The organism is Epilithonimonas sp. JDS (assembly GCF_021261315.1).
In the GTDB taxonomy this organism is placed as follows: Bacteria; Bacteroidota; Bacteroidia; order Flavobacteriales; family Weeksellaceae; genus Epilithonimonas.
Map to the genome: position 1 here is coordinate 98,518 of NZ_JAJSAX010000008.1, position 22,091 is coordinate 120,608.

The 22,091-nt window shown below is 37.9% G+C and carries 19 protein-coding genes; 8 read left to right on the forward strand and 11 right to left on the reverse strand.

Annotated features, from left to right (window positions below; all coding sequences use genetic code 11):
• Nucleotides 1-6 precede the first annotated feature (6 nt).
• Nucleotides 7-2,847 carry a TonB-dependent receptor gene (locus LUD75_RS17285; RefSeq protein WP_232707061.1) on the reverse strand — a complete coding sequence of 947 codons (2,841 nt, stop codon included), beginning with the start codon at nucleotides 2,845-2,847 and terminating at the stop codon, nucleotides 7-9.
• Between the two features lie 309 nt (nucleotides 2,848-3,156).
• Here LUD75_RS17285 and LUD75_RS17290 point away from each other — a divergent pair, with 309 nt between their 5' ends.
• Both LUD75_RS17290 and LUD75_RS17295 read left to right on the forward strand, forming a co-directional pair.
• Nucleotides 3,157-4,362: an endonuclease gene (locus tag LUD75_RS17290; RefSeq protein WP_232707062.1), complete on the forward strand. Its 1,206-nt coding sequence runs from the start codon at nucleotides 3,157-3,159 to the stop codon at nucleotides 4,360-4,362.
• A 285-nt stretch (nucleotides 4,363-4,647) separates the two neighbouring features.
• A complete protein-coding gene (locus LUD75_RS17295) occupies nucleotides 4,648-5,073 on the forward strand; it encodes a DUF6146 family protein (RefSeq protein ID WP_232707063.1) in 426 nt (141 codons plus the stop codon).
• A gap of 48 nt (nucleotides 5,074-5,121) precedes the next feature.
• Here the strand turns inward: LUD75_RS17295 and prfA are convergent, their stop codons facing one another.
• Together prfA and LUD75_RS17305 are read right to left on the reverse strand one after the other, a co-directional pair.
• A complete protein-coding gene (gene prfA / locus LUD75_RS17300; protein WP_034963888.1) occupies nucleotides 5,122-6,210 on the reverse strand; it encodes a peptide chain release factor 1 in 1,089 nt (362 codons plus the stop codon).
• Nucleotides 6,211-6,512: 302 nt separating this feature from the next.
• Nucleotides 6,513-6,788 (reverse strand): hypothetical protein, encoded by a 276-nt coding sequence (locus tag LUD75_RS17305; protein ID WP_034973808.1) that lies wholly within the window; start codon nucleotides 6,786-6,788, stop codon nucleotides 6,513-6,515.
• Between the two features lie 277 nt (nucleotides 6,789-7,065).
• Here LUD75_RS17305 and fumC point away from each other — a divergent pair, with 277 nt between their 5' ends.
• Complete coding sequence (fumC, locus tag LUD75_RS17310; protein WP_232707064.1) at nucleotides 7,066-8,460, forward strand: class II fumarate hydratase; 1,395 nt, start codon at nucleotides 7,066-7,068, stop codon at nucleotides 8,458-8,460.
• Between the two features lie 86 nt (nucleotides 8,461-8,546).
• On the opposite strand, the gene LUD75_RS17315 is transcribed toward fumC, so the two are convergent.
• Together LUD75_RS17315 and LUD75_RS17320 are read right to left on the reverse strand one after the other, a co-directional pair.
• Nucleotides 8,547-9,257, reverse strand: coding sequence for an ABC transporter ATP-binding protein (locus tag LUD75_RS17315; RefSeq protein ID WP_232707065.1), 711 nt, complete (start codon nucleotides 9,255-9,257; stop codon nucleotides 8,547-8,549).
• Between the two features lie 43 nt (nucleotides 9,258-9,300).
• Entirely contained in the window at nucleotides 9,301-10,764 is a 1,464-nt protein-coding gene (locus tag LUD75_RS17320) for a DUF5687 family protein (protein WP_232707066.1), read from the reverse strand.
• A 183-nt stretch (nucleotides 10,765-10,947) separates the two neighbouring features.
• Here LUD75_RS17320 and dnaB point away from each other — a divergent pair, with 183 nt between their 5' ends.
• From dnaB to LUD75_RS17335, 3 genes are all read left to right on the forward strand, one after another.
• Nucleotides 10,948-12,519, forward strand: a complete 1,572-nt coding sequence (gene dnaB, locus LUD75_RS17325; protein WP_232707067.1) for a replicative DNA helicase — start codon at nucleotides 10,948-10,950, stop codon at nucleotides 12,517-12,519.
• Nucleotides 12,520-12,528: 9 nt separating this feature from the next.
• Entirely contained in the window at nucleotides 12,529-13,011 is a 483-nt protein-coding gene (gene rnhA, locus LUD75_RS17330) for a ribonuclease HI (RefSeq protein WP_232707068.1), read from the forward strand.
• A gap of 149 nt (nucleotides 13,012-13,160) precedes the next feature.
• Nucleotides 13,161-14,186, forward strand: a complete 1,026-nt coding sequence (locus LUD75_RS17335; protein WP_232707069.1) for a bestrophin family ion channel — start codon at nucleotides 13,161-13,163, stop codon at nucleotides 14,184-14,186.
• A gap of 88 nt (nucleotides 14,187-14,274) precedes the next feature.
• On the opposite strand, the gene LUD75_RS17340 is transcribed toward LUD75_RS17335, so the two are convergent.
• The 3 genes from LUD75_RS17340 to LUD75_RS17350 form a co-directional block, all read right to left on the reverse strand.
• The gene (locus LUD75_RS17340) at nucleotides 14,275-15,807 is read right to left on the reverse strand and encodes a YifB family Mg chelatase-like AAA ATPase (RefSeq protein ID WP_232707070.1); all 1,533 of its coding nucleotides are present in this window, start codon (nucleotides 15,805-15,807) and stop codon (nucleotides 14,275-14,277) included.
• Between the two features lie 80 nt (nucleotides 15,808-15,887).
• Entirely contained in the window at nucleotides 15,888-16,967 is a 1,080-nt protein-coding gene (locus tag LUD75_RS17345) for a mannose-1-phosphate guanylyltransferase (RefSeq protein WP_232707071.1), read from the reverse strand.
• Nucleotides 16,954-17,559, reverse strand: a complete 606-nt coding sequence (locus LUD75_RS17350) for a SprT-like domain-containing protein (RefSeq protein WP_232707072.1) — start codon at nucleotides 17,557-17,559, stop codon at nucleotides 16,954-16,956. Before LUD75_RS17350 ends, LUD75_RS17345 begins: the two co-directional genes overlap by 14 nt.
• Nucleotides 17,560-17,688: 129 nt before the next feature.
• Between LUD75_RS17350 and LUD75_RS17355 the strand changes: the two genes are divergently transcribed.
• A complete protein-coding gene (locus tag LUD75_RS17355; protein ID WP_232707073.1) occupies nucleotides 17,689-19,335 on the forward strand; it encodes a tetratricopeptide repeat-containing sensor histidine kinase in 1,647 nt (548 codons plus the stop codon).
• Nucleotide 19,336: 1 nt separating this feature from the next.
• On the forward strand, nucleotides 19,337-19,999 hold the full coding sequence (locus tag LUD75_RS17360; protein WP_232707074.1) for a response regulator: 663 nt from the start codon (nucleotides 19,337-19,339) through the stop codon (nucleotides 19,997-19,999).
• Nucleotides 20,000-20,133: 134 nt separating this feature from the next.
• Here the strand turns inward: LUD75_RS17360 and LUD75_RS17365 are convergent, their stop codons facing one another.
• From LUD75_RS17365 to LUD75_RS17375, 3 genes are all read right to left on the reverse strand, one after another.
• Nucleotides 20,134-20,595 (reverse strand): GNAT family N-acetyltransferase, encoded by a 462-nt coding sequence (locus LUD75_RS17365; RefSeq protein ID WP_232707075.1) that lies wholly within the window; start codon nucleotides 20,593-20,595, stop codon nucleotides 20,134-20,136.
• On the reverse strand, nucleotides 20,588-21,211 hold the full coding sequence (gene yihA, locus LUD75_RS17370) for a ribosome biogenesis GTP-binding protein YihA/YsxC (RefSeq protein WP_232707076.1): 624 nt from the start codon (nucleotides 21,209-21,211) through the stop codon (nucleotides 20,588-20,590). The genes LUD75_RS17365 and yihA overlap by 8 nt, the downstream gene beginning before the upstream one ends.
• Before the next feature lie 89 nt (nucleotides 21,212-21,300).
• Nucleotides 21,301-22,062, reverse strand: coding sequence for an alpha/beta hydrolase (locus LUD75_RS17375; RefSeq protein ID WP_232707077.1), 762 nt, complete (start codon nucleotides 22,060-22,062; stop codon nucleotides 21,301-21,303).
• Nucleotides 22,063-22,091 lie beyond the last annotated feature (29 nt).

Sequence of the window (22,091 nt, forward strand, 5' to 3'; positions counted from 1 at the left end):
TGTTTTTTAGAATCTTACTTGTAGGTTTACAAAATATGAACGCCCTTGTGTGTACCAATATTTTGGAGCAAAACTTGGGTTTTTACTATTAAATTCGTTCTCAAAGTTGATATCACCATCCGCATTTCTGATTTGCTCAAATCCTCCGGTTATATAATTTGTGTTATCAAATATATTATTAACAGAAGCTGAAATTAGTAAATAATATTTACCAAATATCCAAGATTTACCAACGTTTGCATTGAAGAAATGCGCAGAAGGTAGTTTTTTCTGAGCCATATAATAATTAACTTTATCCTGATCAAGATTCTCGAAAGGTACGTTACTGTAATTATTCTGGATAAACTGCTCGGTTCTCAATAATGCACTTGGATCCAAGTTGTTATCATCTAAATAATTCCAGTTGGCGCCAACCCACCAGTATTTTGGAGAGCTATATCTTAAACCAGCGGAGAACGCTTTTTGTGGTGTTCCTCCTACCTTCATACCTTTGATATAAGATGTTCCCAGATTGGAGTAAGGAGCTGCCAAAACGTCTGATGCCACATAAACAGTTGGTGTGTTTCTGTAGGTGTAATCACCCCAGTTTGCAACACCCTGGAAAGATAATGTTGGTAGGATTTTGACATCCACACCCAGTTCAGCTCCCATATTTCTTTTGTCTACATTGGACATTGTTTGAGTCACAAAAGCACTGGCTTCAATATCTGAGGCACCTTCATCTCCTTCAGTTGAGGAAAGCCTTAATCCATCTACAAAATATCTTTGAACACTGGTATCATTTTGTGTATCAACATAATAACCGGTAACTCTAAGTTTCATAAAAGGTGATGAAACTATATAACTGATGTCATTTGCACTGATAACTGCATTTTTAACACCTGGTGCAGAATAGTTATTGTTTCTTGGATTAATAAAAATATCCTCTAGGAATGGTGCCTGTGAGAAGTAAGCTCCATTATAAACCAAGAAGTTTCTTCCATTAATTTTATAAACAACTTGTCCTTTTAAGCCATAATTCCAGAAATTAAAGTCCTGACTCTTACCAAACGAAGTGTTCTGATATAAATAATGTCTGAATAGTCCTTCTCTGTTGGATGTTGAATATCCAAATAAACCACTTACAAATACATCAAAATTTCCTGTAGAAAATTTGAATCCTGGATTTACTTTAACTTCCTGTCTTCTTAGAATATAATCATAAGTCACTTTATCTCCAACGTGTTTCTGAACATTGGTATCATCCACATTGTAAAGTCCGGATGATCCTGGTCTGTTCGACGATGCAAAAGGGTCCATATGCAGCATATAATCTGCGCCAAGAAGATCATTGATTTCTCTATAATATTCTGAACGATAATTTTGGTAAGATAAGTTCAATATAAATCTTGATTTATCTGTAAAATTATAAGTGTAATGAGTTGCTGCATTCCATATTTTATCATCACTTACATCATTTACAAGAAAATATCTTGCGCTTCCTGTAGGACTTTTTTGGTTGGCTGCATACATATTATTCCAGTTGAGCTGGGTAATACTTTGGTCATTATTTTGCCAAGCGTTGAGCAATGTGTTGTACTCATCCCTAAGAGTAGCATAATCTGCAGGTGTTGTATTGGTCCCAATATTCGAAATACTGTACTGGATACTATTTAATGGATAACTTGGCAAGTTTTTGTAATAGGTTGGAGAAGGGTTTACAACATTCTGCCAATCCAATCTGGATCCTTTGTCCTTACCAAACTGATAAGAAACAGAAGTCCATAAATTTGAGTTTTTGTTGATCTTCAAGAAATCCTGAAGTTGGAAAAGAGGCTGGAATGTTTTTCTAACTCTCTCACTTCTTTTCTCTCCATTTTGCCATCCCCAATAAGAATTGTAATGTACACCTCTGTAATCATAAACTTCCTGAGTATTTGGACTGGAAGTAGATCTTCTTGTAGGTGAAGCAAATGCATTGAAAGTCATAGTATGTCTGTCACTGAATTTCTTCTCAACACCTAAGTAAGTCCCGTAAGCATCATAGAAAGTTCCGTCCTGGATTCCTTCTTCTGCCCATCTTTTAGCACCCATTAAGGTGAAAGCCCATCCGCTTTTAGACATTCCGGAAGTGTATCTCAAAGAAACTCTTTGTCTGTAATTTCTATTTGTGATAGAGTAAACAGCTTGGAAGCCCTTTCTGTATTCGCTTGCTTTTGTATTTTTGTAAATAACACCGCTGTTTCCTCCGAATGCATATTCTGAAGGTGAATGATTTGCAGCAATTTCCGGGTATCTTACAATTTCGTTCAGACCGCCCCAATTAGAAAAATCTACATTTCCATTATCAGATTTAACCATAGAAACACCATTCATCATGTTTTCGGAAGTTCTACCGTCAACACCTCTCGGTCTGAACCAATAAGCGCCAAGGTCAAAACTTGCTATCCTGTTGAAAACATCTTGAGAGGATTGTAATAATCCAACTGTCGAAGTTTGACCACTTCCTTCATCATCACCGTTATCAAGGATTGCAAGGCCTTGATCTGCTCCGGTCAATGTGGAATAAAGGGTAATGACTCCCAGGTCTTTTCTTTTTTCTGTAGTAATGTCAAATTCCAAAGTTTTTGTCTCGAAATTTGGTTTCGTTACCACAATCTGATAATGTCCGGTTTTCAGATCTACAAACTGAAAATATCCAATTTTGTCTGCCGAGACACCATTACCTTCTCCTTTTAGATCTACTTGTGCTTTCTCCACGGGTTTCCCGTCAGCATCTTTCAGGTATGCAAAAACCGTAGTCTGTGCATAGTAAAATGATGCCGGAAGCATTGTAAATAAGGAGATTAATGATAATTTTTTAATCATAAATCAATTAGGTTTTGTTTGCTCTTTTTTTCTAATATACAGTCCGTTACGCACGGAACGCAAATGTAAATAAATTTTCGATAATTAAAACTTTTTAACATTTTATTTGTTTTAACAAATTGTCAATTATTTGCAACGCTAATATCAATTGTCAAAAACTTGAAATTTTTATTTTGCCACACTCCAAAAAAAATTACTTTTGTAGCCTTACATATTTTTATTTTATGAAATCGCCATGATTTGAAAAACTCAAACATTGTAAAAATTGTAGCGATACCATAAGAGCATAAAAAACAATAAAATCTACTTATGAAAAATATTTTTAGCTTAATTGCTATTTTAAGTTTGTCCTTATTATCAGCACAGCAAAAAAGACAGGTGCGTGCTGCTACCGTAGGATTTCTGAATGTTGAAAATCTTTGGGACACCGTTCGTTCCGCTGATTATATAGATGGAACGAAGGACATCGGCAACCCTGCGTTTCACAGAAGTGTGCCTTTGGATTCCATAAAATATCTTGAAGTAACAGAAAAAGATTATGCTGGCCCGTGGAACGATCAAGCACTTAAAGGTAAGAAAGTGGTAAGAATCCAAGGCGGATCTGAAGAGTTCACTCCAAAAAGTGGTAAAAACTATAACTACAAGATCTACAAACAAAAATTAGAAAACGAAGCCAAAGTTATTTCCGAAATGGGAAGAGCTTACACCAACACAGCGCCTGTCGTGGTAGGTATGATAGAGGTAGAAAACCGTCAGGTAATGGAAGATATCGTGAAAGAACCAGCGATTGCAAAGTATGATTATGGTGTTGTTCATTTTAATTCTTACGATTACAGAGGTATAGACGTTGGTTTCATTTATCAGAAAAGAAGATTCACGCCATCCAAATCTTGGAAAAAAGAAGTGAAAATTTTCGGCGACGAAGGTAAAAGAGAATACACCAGAGATATTGTTGTATTGACCGGTTTCCTGGACAACGAAAAAGTAGCATTCTTCCTAAATCACTGGCCATCCAGAAGAGGCGGAGAAGCTGCTTCTCTTCCAAAACGTAATGCTGCAGCGGCAATCCTTAAAAAAGAAATGGACAGCGTACAGGCATTGGATCCTTCTACAAAAATGTTTGCGATGGGTGATTTCAATGATGATCCCATCAGCCCAAGTTTAAAAAACTATCTGAAAGCAGCCGGAAATCCGAAAGATCTTTCAGAAACGACGCCTTACTTAAATTTGATGTATCCATTATATAAGAATGGTGTGGCATCTTTAGCCTATCAGGATTCACCAAACTTATTCGATCAGATCATTGTTTCCGCTAATTTATATTCGCCAAACAAAGAATTGAGAAAAGATTACACGGTTTTCAAAGCTGAGATTTTTGCACCAGCTTATTTGGTTAATAAAGAAGGGAATTACAAAGGTTATCCGTTCCGTTCTTGGAATGGCGATCAGTTCACCGGCGGTTATTCCGATCACTTTCCGGCGTTTGTAGTTCTGCAAAAAGATCCGGCACCTTAATATTTCTACAATTTCAAATACATATCAACCGTTTCAAATCTTTGGAACGGTTTTTTGTTTACTTCAGATAAAAATTATTTGGGCAGCTCTTTCCGCCTTCCACTCCCTCCCGATTTTACATCGGGATCCGTTCAAGTCGGGCTGCGAGAGATTCTCCGTTCCAAAATGAGCTTTAAAATAACTTATGTAACTTAGAGCCTTAGGCTTTGCAATTGTCTTTAAGTACAAATCTGCCGAATCTGAAAAATCTGCGAGAAATTTAAACTCCAAAAACAAATCTCAAAAATGAAAAATATAATCGCAATCGCCATACTTTCCGCTTTCATCTGTTCTTGCTCCACAGGTTCAAAACCAAAATCAGAAGATCAAAAACCATCCATCACAACCCAAAAGAAAACCGATTCTGCCGACGAATGGGAAATCACGGTTTTCGATGCGGAATATGAAAACTTCGTGGCAACCAGAGCACAGCCAAAATCAATGTTCACTGAATCAAGTCTCAAATCGAGAAATACAATCTTAGTCAACGAATGGAATTCCAGATTCTATTCCGGCATCAACCGCAATTTTTACGAAGTCGCTATTGACTATGATCCAAAAGAAAACTACGGATTAGATTTCGAATACCGAATGTATCAATTCTTCGCCTATTGTAATTGGAAATATGGAATCCAATTCAATGGACTGAGAGGAATCGATAAGGTAAAATAGAAAAAGACTGCAAATTTGCAGTCTTTTATTTATAGTAAATTGAAAATCTTAAGAAATTCCCTCTTCTTCTCCTTTTAATTTCTCAGCATTTTCCGCCATTATCACAGCATCGATCATCTCAGAAATATCGCCGTTCATATAAGCATCCAGATTGTACATCGATTTGTTGATCCTGTGATCCGTCACCCTTCCTTGCGGATAGTTGTACGTTTTGATTTTTGCAGAACGGTCACCTGTGGAAACCATTGATTTACGTTGTGCCGCAATATCCCCAACAGATTTCTGAACCTCGATATCGTATAACTTCGTACGAAGCATTTCCATTGCTAACTCTCTGTTTGCCAACTGAGAACGCGCTTGCTGACAAACCACGACCATACCAGATGGTTTGTGCGTCAACTGTACTTTTGTCTCAACCTTGTTTACGTTCTGTCCACCAGCTCCTCCGGAACGTGACGTCTGCATCTCGATGTCTGCAGGATTCAGTTCAAAATCAATTTCTTCCGCTTCTGGCAAAACAGCAATCGTAATCGCAGACGTATGAACACGACCTTGAGATTCGGTTTCCGGAACACGCTGTACACGGTGAACGCCGGATTCAAATTTCATAATCCCGTAAACACCTTCGCCTTCTACTTTCAAGATCAATTCTTTGTAACCTTTTGTAGATTCGCTGGAATCGGTGATCTCGTGTTTCCAACCTTTCGTTTTGAAATACATGGCGTAAGCTCTGTAAACATCTTCCACGAATATCGCGGCTTCATCGCCACCTGTTCCGGCACGAAGTTCCACGATTACGTTTTTGTCATCGGTTGGATCTTTCGGGATCAATAGGAATTTAAGCTGCTCCTCATATTCAGGCAACTTATCCATCGCTTCATACTTCTCCTGTTTCGCCATTTCCACGAATTCTTTGTCAGAACCGTCGGCAATGATCTCATCGGATTCTGCAATCGTGTCTAGGGCACCTTTATATTCATCAAATACTTTCACGATCTTTCCCAGATCGCTGTATTCTTTGTTGAGTGTGGAATATCTTTTTTGGTCAGTGATCACATCTGGTTGGATGATAAGATCCGCGACCTCATTATATCGTTGTTTTATCGCTTCCAGTTTTGGAATTAATGACTTGGACATATTAAATTTTTAATGTGCAAAGATACGGAATTAAGAATCAAGAAAAAAGAGGCAAGAATAATGACTCGAGATTCAAGAAAGAGAGTTTGATTTTACTATGATTTTTGTAAACCACAAAGACACAAAGTTTTTGCACAACGCTCGCTAAGCTAATTTAAAATATTGAACATCTACCTGTGCTCTTTGTGAAATTCTTTTGTGCCTTTGTGGTTAAAAAGAAAAATCCACTCTCAAAAAAGAATGGATTTAATATATATTGTTTCGCTTTGAGTGCAATCTCTCACGAAAAGAAAATTGCCATATTAATGGTGGTGACCGTGGCTCACTGGTTTTTCACCTGCAGGTCTTTGGTAGATCACCTCTACACCTTCCTGCTCATAAAGCTTTTTGTATCTGATCTTTTCTGGGTCGAAGTTCTTGTTGATCTTCCCAAAATATTCCGCTACACCTTCTGTTAACCAAAGTGGTACGATGAATCCGAAGAACATCAAAATACACCAAAATCCACAAATCATCATTGTGAAGAAATAGATTGTCCAAAGGAATTGGTAAACCGGCCAGAATGCTGATAACATCATAATGCTATATATTTTTAGCAAAAGTAGATGATTTTACCAAAACTCACAAAATTTCTGACTTGATTTTTTTCATTTTGCTGAACTTTTAGTTTTTAGTAATTTCGTAAGGTTGTAAAAATCAATGTTAAGTTGGTGGGAAAAGTTAAATAAAAAAGGCAAATCCCCTAGCCCCGATAGTAGCGGTTACCCCACAGCAAGCGATGGTAAAGGCGTTGGCGCGAGGAGTAATAGCGGATAGCAGGAAACAGCTCCTAAAAAAATAAATAAATATAAAATAATGAGTTTCAGAATCGAAAAAGACACAATGGGCGACGTGCAAGTGCCTGCAGAGAAATTTTGGGGTGCACAGACGGAGCGTTCCAGAAATAATTTCAAAATCGGGCCGGAAGGAAGTATGCCTCGCGAGATCATAGATGCATTTGCTTACCTGAAAAAAGCGGCGGCGTTTACCAATGCGGAGTTAGGCGTTCTTGACCAAGAAAAAAGAGACCTGATCGGGAAAGTTTGTGACGAGATCCTGGAAGGGAAATTGTATGATGAGTTCCCACTTGTCATCTGGCAAACGGGTTCTGGAACACAATCCAATATGAACGTGAACGAAGTGGTTGCCAACCGATCTCACGTTTTGAACGGCGGAAATCTTGGTGAGAAAACTTTGGTTCACCCGAATGACGATGTGAACAAATCCCAGTCTTCCAACGACACTTATCCAACAGCAATGCACATCGCTGCTTACACGAAAGTGGTGAAAGAGACTTTGCCTGCCTTGGAAAAATTGAGAAATACGCTGGACGAGAAAGCGAAGAAATTCCAGAATATCGTGAAAATCGGAAGAACGCATTTGATGGACGCGACGCCTTTGACTTTGGGTCAGGAATTCTCTGGCTACGTTGCTCAATTGGATTATGCGAAAAAAGCGATCAACAATACTTTGGACCACTTAAAAGAGTTGGCTCTTGGTGGAACTGCAGTTGGAACTGGACTGAACACGCCGAAAGGTTATGATGTTTTGGTGGCTAAATATATCGCGGACTTCACTGGACTTCCTTTTGTAACGGCCCCGAATAAATTTGAGGCTTTGGCAGCGCACGACGGAATCGTGGAATCTCACGGTGCTTTGAAGCAATTGGCAGTTTCTCTATACAAAATTGCTCAGGACATTAGACTGTTGGCTTCTGGACCAAGATCTGGAATTGGCGAGATCCACATTCCAGAGAACGAACCAGGTTCTTCTATTATGCCAGGAAAAGTGAACCCTACTCAAAATGAAGCAATTACAATGGTTTGCGCGCAAGTTCTTGGAAACGATACTACAATTTCTTTCGCTGGAACACAAGGGAATTATGAACTGAATGTTTTCAAACCAGTGATGGCTTACAATTTCTTGCAATCTGCACAGTTGTTGGCGGATGCGATGATCTCATTCAATGACCATTGTGCGGTTGGAATCGAGCCGAATGAACCGAGAATCAAGGAATTGGTTGACAAATCTTTGATGTTGGTGACAGCGCTTAACACGCACATCGGCTACGAAAATGCGGCGAAAATTGCTAAAACTGCTCACAAAAACGGAACGACTTTGAAAGAGGAAGCCGTAAACCTTGGACTTTTGACCGCAGAACAATTTGACGAATGGGTGAAACCAGAAGATATGGTTGGAAGCTTGAAATAAGAAACTAGACTTTAGATATTAGAAGTTAGAAAAAATGCCTCAGAGATTTCTGAGGCATTTTTTATTTTATTTATTGATTTTCGTCTTTAAATAACTGAGACTTGGTCAGCAAAATATTGCTCCAAATCTCTGAGTGTTTCAGGAGAAGTTTCGATATCTCTTACCAATTCGCCTTTGTTGATGACTACGATCCTTTCGCAAACCTCAGTCGTGTGAGCCAAATCGTGACTGGAAATCAGAAACGTGGAATCGGAATTCTTTGACCAATCTCTAATCAGATTTTTAAGTTTGATTTGGGTTGAAGGATCAAGATTTGCAAAAGGCTCATCGAGAATAATGATCTGAGGTGTTCCGATCAATGCGCCGATGATCCCAACTTTTTTCATATTTCCTTTGGAAAGATCGCGGATATATTTTTTGGCGTTCAGAATTTCGCCGTTGAAGAAATCGTTGAAGTTTTTGAGGAATTCGTCGACTTGGATCTTGGTTTGGCCTCTGAGTTTGCCAAGGAAATAGAAATATTCTTCGGGAGTCAAGTAGCCGATCAGAAAAGTTTCGTCGATGAAAGCGCCGACTTTGTTTTTCCAGTTTTCGGATTCGTTGACTTTTTCCTGGTCGATGCTAACAAAACCGGAAGTGGGTTCGATCAAGTCAAGGATCAAACTGAATAGAGTCGTTTTTCCTGCGCCGTTGTTCCCGACGAGACCGATGGTTTGGCCTTTTTGGAAATCAAGAGTTTCGATGCTAAGGACTTTTTTGTTTTCGTAGACTTTGGACAGGTTATTTATTGTGATCATTTTTATTGAGATATTAGAGATTAGGATTTAGGTATTAGTTTTTTTAATTTCCTTTGAAAGCTTTGATGGTGGAATATTTTTCTTTCTTATAAAGTTTGACAATGAAATCAAAGAATTTTTCCCTGAAAAGAAAACCGATCAATCCCAAAGCAGCCAAACTGGCAACTGCAGCAGCTGTTCCTAAGAAATATTTTGTAGCACCGAAAACCGCCATTGGTAAAACCATTTGAGGCAGAATCATTAAGATGCTTTTGAAACTGAAATTGTTTTTCTTACCGAAAGATTTTCCTCTCGCATTTAAGTCAATAGGATTTTTGTTAAATGCGCCAGAAAGCAGAACAATCTGCGAATTGACGCCGATATTGTAAAGTCCGCCAGCAAGAAAAGTGAAATATAATTCCCAACTCACAAACACATAGCCAACTGCCAAAATCATACTTATGCCCACGGCACTTATCATGAGCCACCATTTGGCTTTCAGATATTCTTTGTAAGGCACATTCAAAGTCATCATCAGCGGGTAATAGGAACTGTCGAATGACGGCACTCTTTGTCCAAACATAAACAGAAAACCGCCCGTTACGAATAGACCCATAAACAGCTGCATATAAGCAGTTTTGTAAGCCGGAGAACTAAAGAGGAGCAATCCGTAGAACAAAAAAAGGAAACTTCCCAAAGCAATGGATTTTGCGGCTTTGCTACGTTTGATCATTCGGATATCGTTGTTGATAAATGTTCCGAGAACGCCGTATTTATTGAGAAATTGAATACTTTCTGTCTTCCCTACTTCTTGTTTCATTTCCAAACCTTTGTCCAGATAGAAATTTTCTTTGATGAATTTTTTGACGATGAAGAATCCGACTAACATTATTAATATAGGAATAACAATCGTCCACCAATGATTGTAAAACTTCGTAAAGATAAATTCTGAAAATGAGGATAATGAAATGATCTTGTAATAATCCAAGCCTGCAAAAGCAATCAAAATGGCTCCGATAATCCAGACCACCGCATCTTTCCCATTCAAGAGAATATTAAGGAAATTGCTGCAGAAACTTAGAATGATAATGGCGAAAATCCAAGCAAAGCTTCCTGCAACAGAGTGTCCATTATAAAGTAAGATCACCAAAAGCGGAATGTAGATGAAAAGTCCGCCCCAGCTGAAGAATGAGGAGAAAGTCTTGCCGATCATATAATTCACAAGCGTACTTTTCCTGATGTTCATCGTCAGAAATGGTTTTATATTCTGAGTTGGCATTTGCTGGAAAAAATATCTTAAGAAAAGATCAGCGACCAACCAATAAATCAAATACTTACTGATAAATGAAACCGGATCGATGTGCAATTCTTTCTTTGGCAAATAGTAGGCAAGAAAAGCAATCCCTACAAACATCGCCAAAAAATACAGCATTCCCAAAAGCTGGAAAATCTTAATCACAATATTGGCCGCCAAAGAACTGGACCGGAAAAAACTTTTGAATTCTAATTTGATAAACCGTTGCAGCATGAGAGAATTAATTTGGTTAAATTTAAGGAATTTAGAATTTGCTAATGTTTCTGTCTATTAAGTTCACTTTTTCGTAGAAATGTTACAAATTATTTTGATTTATTAACATTTGAGTCCACAAAATGTTAGTTGTTTGCACATAACTAAAATTGATAAAACTTTCAAAAATTATATCTTTGTACAATGGCACAGAAGGATACATTATCGAGTTTGATTCACGGTAATTTTGCAAAGGAACTCTCTATTTCGGATGGCAAAATGCCGCCGAATGCATTGGATTTTGAAAAAATAGTGATCGGAACTTTTCTAATTGACAGAAAAGGGCTCGACCATTCCATAGACTTATTGACCGCAGACGTTTTCTACGACCCAAGACATCAAACCATATTTGCGGCGATCTTGAAATTGTACGAAAGCAACTCGCCTATTGATTTAATGACTGTTATTCAGGAACTTAAAAGAACTGAAAAACTAAGTCTTGGCGGTGGCGATCATTACATTATTGACTTGACGATGGGTGTAAGCTCATCTGCCCACATCGAATATCACGTGCGTGTGATCTTGGAAAAATTTATCTTAAGGTCATTGATCAATGTATCCGCCAACGTGATCGACAGCTCTTACAAAGAAACCACCGACGTTTTCGAATTACTGGATAAAGCTGAACAATCATTCTTCGAAATTACAAACGGAACCATCAAAAAAGGTTTTGACACAGCCAATTCATTGGTAAAAGAAGCGATTGAAAAAATCAAATCTTTGAAAGATAAAGAAGGATTGTCTGGAGTTCCATCTGGATTTACTGCTTTGGACAAAGAAACTGGAGGCTGGCAAAATTCTGACCTTATCATCATCGCCGCAAGACCGGCGATGGGAAAAACAGCTTTCATCCTTTCGATGGCAAGAAATATCTGCGTGGACCATAACATTCCAATGGCATTGTTCTCTTTGGAGATGGCATCCGTCCAGTTGATCACAAGAATGATTTCTTCCGAAACTGGAATCTCTTCCGAGAAATTGAGAAAAGGACAAATGGCCGATGAAGAATGGCAAAGATTGTTTACGAACGTTTCTGCCTTGGAAAATGCGCCACTTTATATTGACGAAACACCTTCCCTTTCCATCTTCGATTTCCGTGCAAAATGCCGACGATTGGTAATGCAGCACGGCGTGAAAATCATTATGGTCGATTACCTTCAGCTGATGACAGCAAGTTCGGGAAAAGGCGCGGGAAATCGTGAGCAGGAAATTGCGATGATCTCCCGATCTCTAAAGGCGATTGCAAAAGAACTTAACGTTCCGGTAATTGCACTTTCCCAGCTTTCCAGAAGTGTGGAAACAAGACCAGGAAAACGACCGATGCTTTCCGATCTCCGTGAATCTGGAGCGATCGAGCAGGATGCAGATATCGTTTCCTTCATCTTCCGACCAGAATATTACAAGATTGGCGTTTGGGACAATGACGAAGAAGGTGCTGAAACGAGCACTGAAAACCAAGCTGAAATCATCATCGCAAAACATAGAAATGGCGCAACTGCAGACGTTCGTTTAGCTTTCCACAAGAACATTGGTAAGTTTGCCGATCTTGGAACCAATTACGAATACACGCCTTCCAATTTCGGGCAGAAAGATGAGCCTTCAGGTTTTGATAGAATCACGATTACAAGCGATCCGCATTCTGCTTTCGGACTTCCGAACAACAATCAGGTTTCCGGTTCTGCGATGAATGATGATGACGATGATATGCCATTTTAAGTTTCTGTTTTGAGTTTAAAAGTCGAAATCTACACAGACGGCGCCTGCAGTGGAAATCCCGGACCAGGCGGTTACGGAATCCTTATGCGCGTCCCTGAAAAAAAATACCAGAAAACCTACTCCAAAGGATTCCGAAAAACAACCAACAACCGAATGGAATTGATGGCGGTAATCGTGGCATTAGGCAATCTAAGAACTTCTGATAATGAAGTCCACATCTTCACCGACAGCAAATATGTTGCGGATGCCATCAACCAAAAATGGATCTACGGCTGGATCAAACGTGGCTGGAAAAATGTGAAAAACCCTGATCTCTGGAAAGCATTTTACAAATTATATCAACTTCACAATCCAAAATTCCACTGGATCAAAGGTCACGCTGGACATCCGGAAAATGAAATCTGCGATCAATTGGCTGTTGCCGCAGCAAAATCTGGAAAATTAGAGATCGATGCTTACTTTGAGAATCCAACTGAAAGCGGATTATTTTAATTTCTAAAATGTACTTCTAAAAAGACAAAGAGAAAAGGAAACGCCTCCAAATGCGCAAAAAATTAGTAAAGGAAATTTTAAGGAGTAACTAATTTTTAGAGTTTTGTGTATGGTTTTTGATAACTTCGTTTACTTAATTTCTCTATTCAATGATTACAACAAAATATTTCAATTACAAACAGATTGCAAATCTTGCGGGATTGCATCTTGTTTGGCTAACTGCATGGTGCACTTTCGTAGCTGCGATCTATTACTTTTTTGAATGGCAGTGGATGACAATTCCTTTGGTTCCGCTGACTTTGGTAGGTACTGCGGTCGCTTTTTTTGTTGGTTTCAAAAGCAATCAGGCTTATGACAGACTTTGGGAAGCTAGGAAAATATGGGGAGCGATTGTAAACTCCAGCAGATCTTTTACCTCCATGCTCATTGCATTCGATACTGAAAAAGGAGAAATGCATTATATAAAAGATTTAAAAAAACAAATAGTTTATCGTCATATCGCATGGTTATATACATTGAGAGATCAGCTTCTAATCCCCACAGAATGGGAACACATGAGTCTAGAAAGACATTTTGGGAGTATTAATTTCAAAAGACACAGACTTATAAAAGCTGGATTTCCGGATTATACCAGAACACCACTTTTTCAGAAGAGATATCTTTCAGATGACGAATTTGAATTGCAGGAAAAATATAAAAACTTTGCTACCTACCTGATCTCAAGACAGGCAAAAGATCTCAGTTATTTGAAAAAACACAATGTCATTACAGATTTTGAACACATGCAACTTCAAACCTGTCAAAACGATTTTTATGATTATCAAGGACAGGCGGAAAGAATAAAGAAATTCCCTTCTCCGCGACAGTTTGCAAATTCAGGATTTATTTTTATTGTTATTTTCATTATTCTTTTACCTTTAGGTTTGGTAAGCGAATTCAGCAAATTGGGAGATTGGGGAATCTGGACTTGTATTCCGTTTTGTGTAATTGTCGGGTGGATTTACATTATAATGGAACTCGTCGGCGATTACTCTGAAAACCCTTTTGGGGGATTAATGTTTGATATTCCTATGCTTTCGATATGCCGAACCATTGAGATCGATCTTCTTCAAATCATTGGCGAACATGATGACCTTCCGGAACCAATTGATTCTAAAAACGGAGTTTTGATTTAAAATTAGAGTTCACAAAAAGTAAATTATTACTGTTGGATTTTTTTAATTTAAAGGAATAAATATTTTAAGTTATATGGTCTTATAATTCCTAAACATTCCAAAAATCACGATCCAGACTTCTATATTGGATGGCTTCAGAGATATGATCGCCTTGTATATTCTCAGAATTTTCCAAATCTGCAATCGTTCTTGCAACTTTCAAAATTCTGCTGTAGGCTCTTGCCGAAAGATTTAGTTTCAGCATTGCCGCTTTGATTAATAATTGAGAATACTCATCCAGCTCGCAAAATTTTTCCATCTCTTTAGATCCCATTTGGGCGTTATAACTGATGTCGGAATCTTTGTATCTCTCATTTTGAATATCTCTTGCCTTATTCACACGGGCTCGGATGCTGGCGCTGCTTTCGCCTTTTTTCTTTTCGGTCAGCTGTTCATATTCGACCTTTGAAACTTCGATATGAATGTCAATCCTGTCGAGAAGCGGTCCGGAAAGTTTGTTCATATACCTTTGCATTTCAACGGTGGATGACGTATTATTCGGATCATCGGGGAAGTAGCCGCTGGGACTTGGGTTCATACTGGCAACGAGCATAAAACTTGCCGGATATTCTATTGTGAATTTGGCTCGTGAAATGGTAACGACTCTGTCTTCGAGCGGTTGTCTCATCACTTCCAAAACAGTCCTTTTAAATTCCGGCATTTCATCAAGAAATAAAACGCCATTGTGGGCTAAGGAAATTTCGCCAGGTTGAGGATAACTACCGCCGCCAACTAGAGCGACGTCCGAAATTGTGTGGTGCGGCGCTCGAAAAGGCCGTATTGTGATTAATGATGTCTCCGCTCCCATCTTTCCGGCAACGGAATGAATCTTAGTAGTTTCCAACGATTCTTTGAGACTGAGTGTCGGCAAAATACTCGGCAATCGTTTTGCAAGCATTGTTTTTCCACTTCCAGGAGAGCCTATCAAAATAATATTATGACCGCCCGCTGCGGCAACTTCCATTGCGCGTTTAGCAGCTTCCTGCCCTTTCACCTCATCAAAATCGAAAGGGAAATGATCGATCTTATCCTGAAATTCCTTTCTTGTATCGATCTCAAACTTTTCCAACGCAACATCATCGTTAAAAAAATCAATAATTTCCTTGATATTATCAATGCCATAAACGTCGAGTTGATTTACGATCGCTGCTTCTCTTGCATTCTTTTTTGGAAGGATGATGCCTTTGAAACCATCTTCTCTCGCCTTAATAGCGATTGGCAAAACACCTCTAATGGGCTGTAAACTCCCATCCAGAGACAGTTCGCCCATAATGATGTAATCGCTGAGTGTTTCATATTTAATCAAATCTGAAGCGGCGAGAATGCCTAAAGCCAGACTCAGATCATAAGCTGCACCTTCTTTCCGAAGATCTGCAGGAGCCATATTAATAGTAATTTTCTTCCCCGGAATTTTGAAACCGGAATTCTTCAGCGCCGCAGAAATCCTGTAACTGCTTTCCTTGATGGCGTTATCCGGCAACCCAACCAAATGGTAACCAACGCCTTGATCTACATTAACTTCTATCGTAATAATTTGCGCAGAAACGCCGTGAATGGCAGCACCGTAAATTTTGACAAGCATTTGTGTTTTGTTTCATCAAAAATAAAAAAACTCTTTGATGAAAACCAAAGAGTTAAATATTTTTTACGAAATAAATCACATTACATAAATCGTTCGCCCTTTTTCAGGTTTTTAAGATCCAAAACATAATCTTTGATCAACTGGTCATTGTCTCTTGGGCAAATGAGCAAAGCCTTTTCTGTGTCTACAATGATATAGTTTTTAAGACCATCAATTACCGCTGCTTTATTCTGATTTTTAATCCTGATGACGTTACCTTTTGAGTTATAAGTTAAAACGTTTTTAGAACTAATGGCGTTGTTATCATCATTTTTATCGGCATTTGCATACACGGAAGTCCAGGTTCCAAGATCGCTCCAACCGAGATTGGCAGGAATTACATAGACGTTATTGGCTCTTTCAAGAATTCCATTATCTATTGATATTTTATTGATGATGGGATAGATCAGGTTAATACATTCCTTTTCAGCATCACAATTATATTCGCAACTGTTGAATTGGTTGGTCATTTCCGGTAGATACTTTTTGAATGCCTTCAAAATACTTTTAACATTCCATATAAAAATACCTGCGTTCCAAAGAAAATCACCAGATTCCATAAAACTCTTTGCAATCTCTAAGTTGGGCTTTTCTGTAAAAGTTTTTACTTTGGAAAAATCTTCATTGTTTTCTTTTATAAACTGGATGTATCCATAGCCTGTGTCCGGTCTCGTTGGTGTAATTCCTAATGTAATTAAAAAGTCGTTTTCTGAAGTAAGTTTAAAACCTAATTCCACTTTCTGCAGAAATGCGTTTTCTTTCAGGATCAAATGGTCAGCAGGCATTACGATTATGTTGGCATTGGGATTTACATCCTCAATTTTTTTTGCCATATATAGATTACAGGCTGATGTATTTTTCATTGCCGGTTCCCCAACAATATTGCTTACCGGAACATCAGGTAACTGCTGTTGCGAAAGCTCTACATATTCCTGATTGGTAACGACATAAATATTTTCAGCCGGAATTAATTGACTGATTCGGTCAAAAGTCTGCTGAATCATCGTCCTTCCTGTTCCTAAGATATCATGAAACTGTTTTGGAAATTTTTGGGTGCTCATTGGCCAAAATCGGCTTCCGATTCCGCCAGCCATTATGACGCAGTAATTATTTTTGTTCATCTATTGTTCGTTTTTCGACCTTTGCCAGAGGGCGGAATAAATACTTCTTTGAGTTTTTAATATTGATGCAAAGATATAACTTTTTCTTTTTTTCCATAATTAGATAGACATCTCCCTTATAATAGAATTCATCATTAATTAATAAATCCTCAATGAATACCAAATTATCCTCAGGATTTTCGATATGGAAATAGCGGACGAGTTCCGGACTTGCCATAAAGTTTGCCTTCGGGTTTTTAGAAAATCGGTAAATGATTGGTTTCAGATCATCTGTGTAAATATCAAGGCTTTCCAGAAGCATCTCCGTAAAAGTATTTTTCCATTCTCTCCCGTGAGCGCTGATTCTGAAATTAAATTTTTCAAATGCTATCAGATGAGCCAATTCGTGGGTTAAAACGAAGAAAAACAATTGCTTATCCAGCGTAGAATTTACGGTTATTTGGTGAGATTTGTCCGGCAATCGTCTGTAATCGCCAAGCTTACTGTTCCTGTTTTTGGTAATTTTGATGTGGATATAATAGTCCGAAAACCATTTTTTCAGAAACGGAAAAGTATGCTCAGGAAGATATTGCTCTAAAGTTTTGATTGACATTAATAGTGACCGAATGATCAACAAAAATAATGATTAACCTTGATTTTAGAATTAATTATTATCCAATTATTGTTATTTTTCTTAAATTTCGGATAAATAGTAAAATTGCAGAAATCTATCTTTTGCTTTTTGATCTTAATTCTCATTGGCTGTTCCAAAAAAGAAGAACCAAAAATTGAATCATCAAAAAAGCAGATCAATCCTTTCTACGAAAAAGCATTCGTCTTTATGGATAAAGACTCGGACAGCTCTTTCTATTATCTTGATAAAGCCAAAGATCTTTTCCAGAAAAGAAATGACAGTTTCGGGATGGGAAAAAGCTTTGTAAATATGGCAATTATCCAGGAAAAAGCGGGCGATAATTTTGGAAGCATAGAAACCAGTCTGCACGCCAGCCAGTTTTTAAAAGAAAAAGATACAGCGCACTACAATTTTCTTTTTTGCAACTACAACAATTTGGGTGTTGCCTCCAATAATCTCAAAAACTATACAGATGCCAGACGGTTTTATGATAAAGCATTATTATTTACAAAAGATCCAATCGACAAGATGGCGCTGGCGAATAACATTGCAATCGTTTATCATAATGAGAGGCGCTACAGAAAAGCTGTTGACATCTACACAAAACTGTTGGACAGCGTTGGATCCAAAAGCGAATTTTACCCCAAACTACTGCTGAATTTTGCGCGTTCAAAATGGTTAGAAGACAAAAATTATAATCCTGTAAAAGATTACTTAAAAGCAGAAAAACTGAGTGATAATTTTGATGATGAATGGACTAAGGACGCTGCTTATGCTTACTTGTCAGCTTATTATGCCACAAAGAATATAGATTCTACAAGACATTATTCCAATAAAATGCTGACGCTTGCCAGAAAGCTGCAATATCCTGAAGATCAGTTGGAAGCATTGCAGAATCTAATAAAAATATCAGACGGCATCCACGCTCAGAAATATTTTGATAACTATTCCCGAATCGAAGATAGTCTGACCAACAGTCAAAATAAGGCAAAAAATCAGTTTGCATTGATCCGTTTTGAAAGCGAAAAAGCAAAGGCTGAAAATATAATTCTTCAGAAACAGAGAGAGATCAATGAATATAAAATTCTGCGTCAAACACTCATTAGTTGGGCAATTATTATCCTAACACTCATCATAAGCGCAATTATCTTTTTCTGGATCAAGAGAAAACGACAACGTCTGATTGAAGATGCTAACAATAAATTGCACGCGCAACGTTTGGATTTCTCCAAAAAAGTACACGATGTGGTTGCTAATGGGATCTATGAAGTGATGACAACTATTGAGCATCAAAACGATCTTCCAAAAGAGAAAATCCTGGACAAGTTGGAATTGATGTACGAAAAATCCCGAAATCTCTCGTACGATGACAATCTGCAGCAAGATTTTAACGAAAGAATCACAGGCCTTGTGAGCGCTTTTGATAATGATAATACGAAAATAATCATTATCGGCAATGATCCGGAATTCTGGCTAGGAATCAATCAGTTTTCAAAAGAAGAATTGTTTCAGGTAGTAAGAGAATTGTTGGTGAATATGAAAAAGCACAGCCAGGCGACCAATGTTATTCTAAGATTTATAAAAGATGATAATTTGCACGAAATCAAATATATAGACAACGGAATCGGATTACCGGAAGGCTTTGCAGAAAAAAATGGATTCTCCAATATGAGATCGCGTCTGGAAGAATTGGGTTCAATGCTGGAAATCGAGGAAGGTAATTCGGGTTTGAAATTATCAATTAAACTAAAGTAAAATGTTCAGTAAAATATTAATAGCGGAAGACCACGAAAGCAGCAATTTCTCGGTGCAAAAAGTTTTGGAAGATTTGAAAATTCCAAGCGTAGATCACGTTTATTATTGTGATGATGCATTTTCGCGCCTGAAAAAATCTTTGCAATCCACACCTTTTGAAGTTCTGATCACCGACCTTTCGTTTGAGGAAGATCACAGAAAACAATTGATCAAAAACGGCCGCGAATTGATCAAATGCTGCAAAGATCTGTATCCTGAACTGAAAGTAATCGTTTTTTCCGGCGAACACAGAATTGGCGTGATAGATCTGTTATTCAAAGAATTGGAAATTGATGCTTATGTCAAAAAAGCCAGATCCGATTCCAAAGAATTGCGAAAAGCGATAGAATGTGTTTTTGCAGGCGAAACATATATTTCTCACGATCTCCAACTGCCGGTGAAAACTATGAACACTCTGGAATTCAGCAACTATGATATTGTACTTCTCAAATTACTTTCGGAAGGAATTTTGCAGAAAAACATTCCGAAAATACTGGCAGAGAGAGATATTCACCCAAATAGTTTGAGCAGCGTAGAAAAAAGAATGAATGCCATGAAGCTAGCATTGACGGTAAAAAACAACGAACAACTAATTGCGAGATGCAAAGATTTGGGAATAATTTGAAATTATTTTCAATTATTTTTCCATTTTACGGTTTCCCGTAAGGAAATCTGAATTTATGTAATTAATTTTGCCTCAGATTAATAACCGTAAAAACACAAAAAACAATACAATTTCCAAAGAGTCTGAAGTTCACTTTAGGCTCTTTTGTATTTTCTGAGCATCTCTGTGTGCGGAATATTATCTTCCAGATATTTTTTGCCCGTATCTTCAAATCCGAAATCGGAATAGAATTTCAGCAAATAATCCTGCGCAGAAATCCGAACCTCCAGAGTTCCAAGCCTGTTTTCTATGATATCCAAAGCATATTGGATCAATTGTTTTCCAAGACCTGTTCCTCTTCCGTTTTCTGTTGTAACCACTCTTCCAATAGAAGTTTCAGCGTACTTGATGCCTTTATCAAAGATCCTGCAATAGGCTAAAACTTCGCTGTCTTTTTCTGCCCAAAGATGAATCGCCTTTTGGTCGTAATCATCCAGATCCGGATAAGGACAGTCCTGCTCCACTACGAAGACATTGACTCTTGCTTTTATAATTTCGTAAAGTTCAGTTGTAGTAAGTTCAGAAAAGGTTTTGATTTTCCAATCTGCATTAATCATCGAATCGTACTTTATTTTTGATTAGAAACTGGTTGGTTTCTGAGATAAATTTTAGAATATTGTCTGTCCCCGTTTTTTTCTCAGCGGATGTGACATAGATTTCCGGAAGATCTTCCCAGGTTTTCAGTAATTCTGTTTTGTAGGCTTCTACATTTCTGTCCGCTGCTCCAGGTTTCAGTTTGTCTACTTTTGTAAAAACGATGGAAAACGGGACATTACTTTCGCCGCACCATTCCATAAACTCAAGATCAATTTTTTGAGGTGCCAGACGCGAATCTATCAATACAAAAAGGTTGACTAGATTTTGTCTGTTCAAAATATAATTGGTAATCAGTTTTTCGAAATCTTTTCTAAGACTTTTGGAAACTTTCGCATAACCATAACCCGGTAAATCTGTCAGAAACCAGTTTTCATTAACCAAAAAATGATTGATCAATTGGGTTTTCCCAGGCGTTTGTGATGTTTTAGCCAAATCTTTATGATTCATCATTGCATTGATGAGAGATGATTTCCCAACATTGGAACGCCCGATGAAAGCGTATTCTGCCATCGTAGGTTCGGGACAATCCTGCCATTTCTGACTGCTTTTTACAAATTCTGCGGTTTTGATTACCATTTTGATATGATATAAAAAACCATCAAGAGATCAAATTATCCTAAGAAAAACTCAATGTCTTAATGGTTTTATTTTATTAATAAATTATTTTAAATTACTCTTTTCAGCCATTCGTAGAGAATCTCATTGAACTCGTCCGGCTTTTCCATCATTGCGGCGTGACCACATTTTTCTATCCAGTGTAACTCAGAATTTTTGATGAATTTATGCATATCTTCCGCAACTTCCGGCGGCGTTACATTATCCTGTTTCCCCCAGATGATGCAAGTCGGGCAGGTGATTTTAGGAAGATCGTTCAGCATATTGTGTTTGATAGCACTTCTTGCAAGCATCACAGTTTTGATGCCTTTCATTCTGTCATTTACAACCGCGAAAACCTCATCTACCAATTCATCTGTAGCAACAATCGGGTCATAGAAAACTTCCTGAGTTTTTTTCTTGATATAATCTTTATCACTTTTTCTCGGAAAACTGTCACCGAAAGTTCTTTCGTAGAGACCGGAACTTCCTGTCAAAACCAAATTCTGAACCAATTCCGGACGAGAAATCGTAAGAATAAGTCCAATATGTCCGCCCATAGAATTACCGACAATTGTTACCGGCTTTCCGATAACATCTGTGATAAACTTAGCAACAAACTTCGAAATTGAAGTCAGATTGGTGTTGAGAATGGGCAAATCGTAGATCGGCAATTGCGGTACAATCACGCGAAATCCTTTGTCTGCGAAAAAATTAATCATCTTATCGAAGTTGCTCAAGCCTCCCATCAAACCATGCAGAAGCACCATTGGATGACCTTCACCCGCTTCTACATAAGTATATTTCGTGTCTTTTTTAGTTTTAAAAATCATATTGCTGTTCGATAACCCGCCAAAAATAC

Excerpts from the sequence above, each read along its gene's own strand:
- dnaB (WP_232707067.1), top strand. The coding sequence starts at position 10,948 with ATGGCACAGAAGGATACATTATCGAGTTTGATTCACGGTAATTTTGCA.
- LUD75_RS17360 (WP_232707074.1), top strand. The coding sequence starts at position 19,337 with ATGTTCAGTAAAATATTAATAGCGGAAGACCACGAAAGCAGCAATTTC.
- yihA (WP_232707076.1), bottom strand. The coding sequence starts at position 21,211 with ATGGTAATCAAAACCGCAGAATTTGTAAAAAGCAGTCAGAAATGGCAG.
- LUD75_RS17320 (WP_232707066.1), bottom strand. The coding sequence starts at position 10,764 with ATGCTGCAACGGTTTATCAAATTAGAATTCAAAAGTTTTTTCCGGTCC.
- LUD75_RS17340 (WP_232707070.1), bottom strand. The coding sequence starts at position 15,807 with ATGCTTGTCAAAATTTACGGTGCTGCCATTCACGGCGTTTCTGCGCAA.
- fumC (WP_232707064.1), top strand. The coding sequence starts at position 7,066 with ATGAGTTTCAGAATCGAAAAAGACACAATGGGCGACGTGCAAGTGCCT.
- prfA (WP_034963888.1), bottom strand. The coding sequence starts at position 6,210 with ATGTCCAAGTCATTAATTCCAAAACTGGAAGCGATAAAACAACGATAT.
- LUD75_RS17350 (WP_232707072.1), bottom strand. The coding sequence starts at position 17,559 with ATGTCAATCAAAACTTTAGAGCAATATCTTCCTGAGCATACTTTTCCG.
- LUD75_RS17285 (WP_232707061.1), bottom strand. The coding sequence starts at position 2,847 with ATGATTAAAAAATTATCATTAATCTCCTTATTTACAATGCTTCCGGCA.
- LUD75_RS17335 (WP_232707069.1), top strand. The coding sequence starts at position 13,161 with ATGATTACAACAAAATATTTCAATTACAAACAGATTGCAAATCTTGCG.
- LUD75_RS17315 (WP_232707065.1), bottom strand. The coding sequence starts at position 9,257 with ATGATCACAATAAATAACCTGTCCAAAGTCTACGAAAACAAAAAAGTC.
- LUD75_RS17365 (WP_232707075.1), bottom strand. The coding sequence starts at position 20,595 with ATGATTAATGCAGATTGGAAAATCAAAACCTTTTCTGAACTTACTACA.
- LUD75_RS17295 (WP_232707063.1), top strand. The coding sequence starts at position 4,648 with ATGAAAAATATAATCGCAATCGCCATACTTTCCGCTTTCATCTGTTCT.
- LUD75_RS17375 (WP_232707077.1), bottom strand. The coding sequence starts at position 22,062 with ATGATTTTTAAAACTAAAAAAGACACGAAATATACTTATGTAGAAGCG.
- LUD75_RS17345 (WP_232707071.1), bottom strand. The coding sequence starts at position 16,967 with ATGAACAAAAATAATTACTGCGTCATAATGGCTGGCGGAATCGGAAGC.
- LUD75_RS17290 (WP_232707062.1), top strand. The coding sequence starts at position 3,157 with ATGAAAAATATTTTTAGCTTAATTGCTATTTTAAGTTTGTCCTTATTA.
- LUD75_RS17305 (WP_034973808.1), bottom strand. The coding sequence starts at position 6,788 with ATGATGTTATCAGCATTCTGGCCGGTTTACCAATTCCTTTGGACAATC.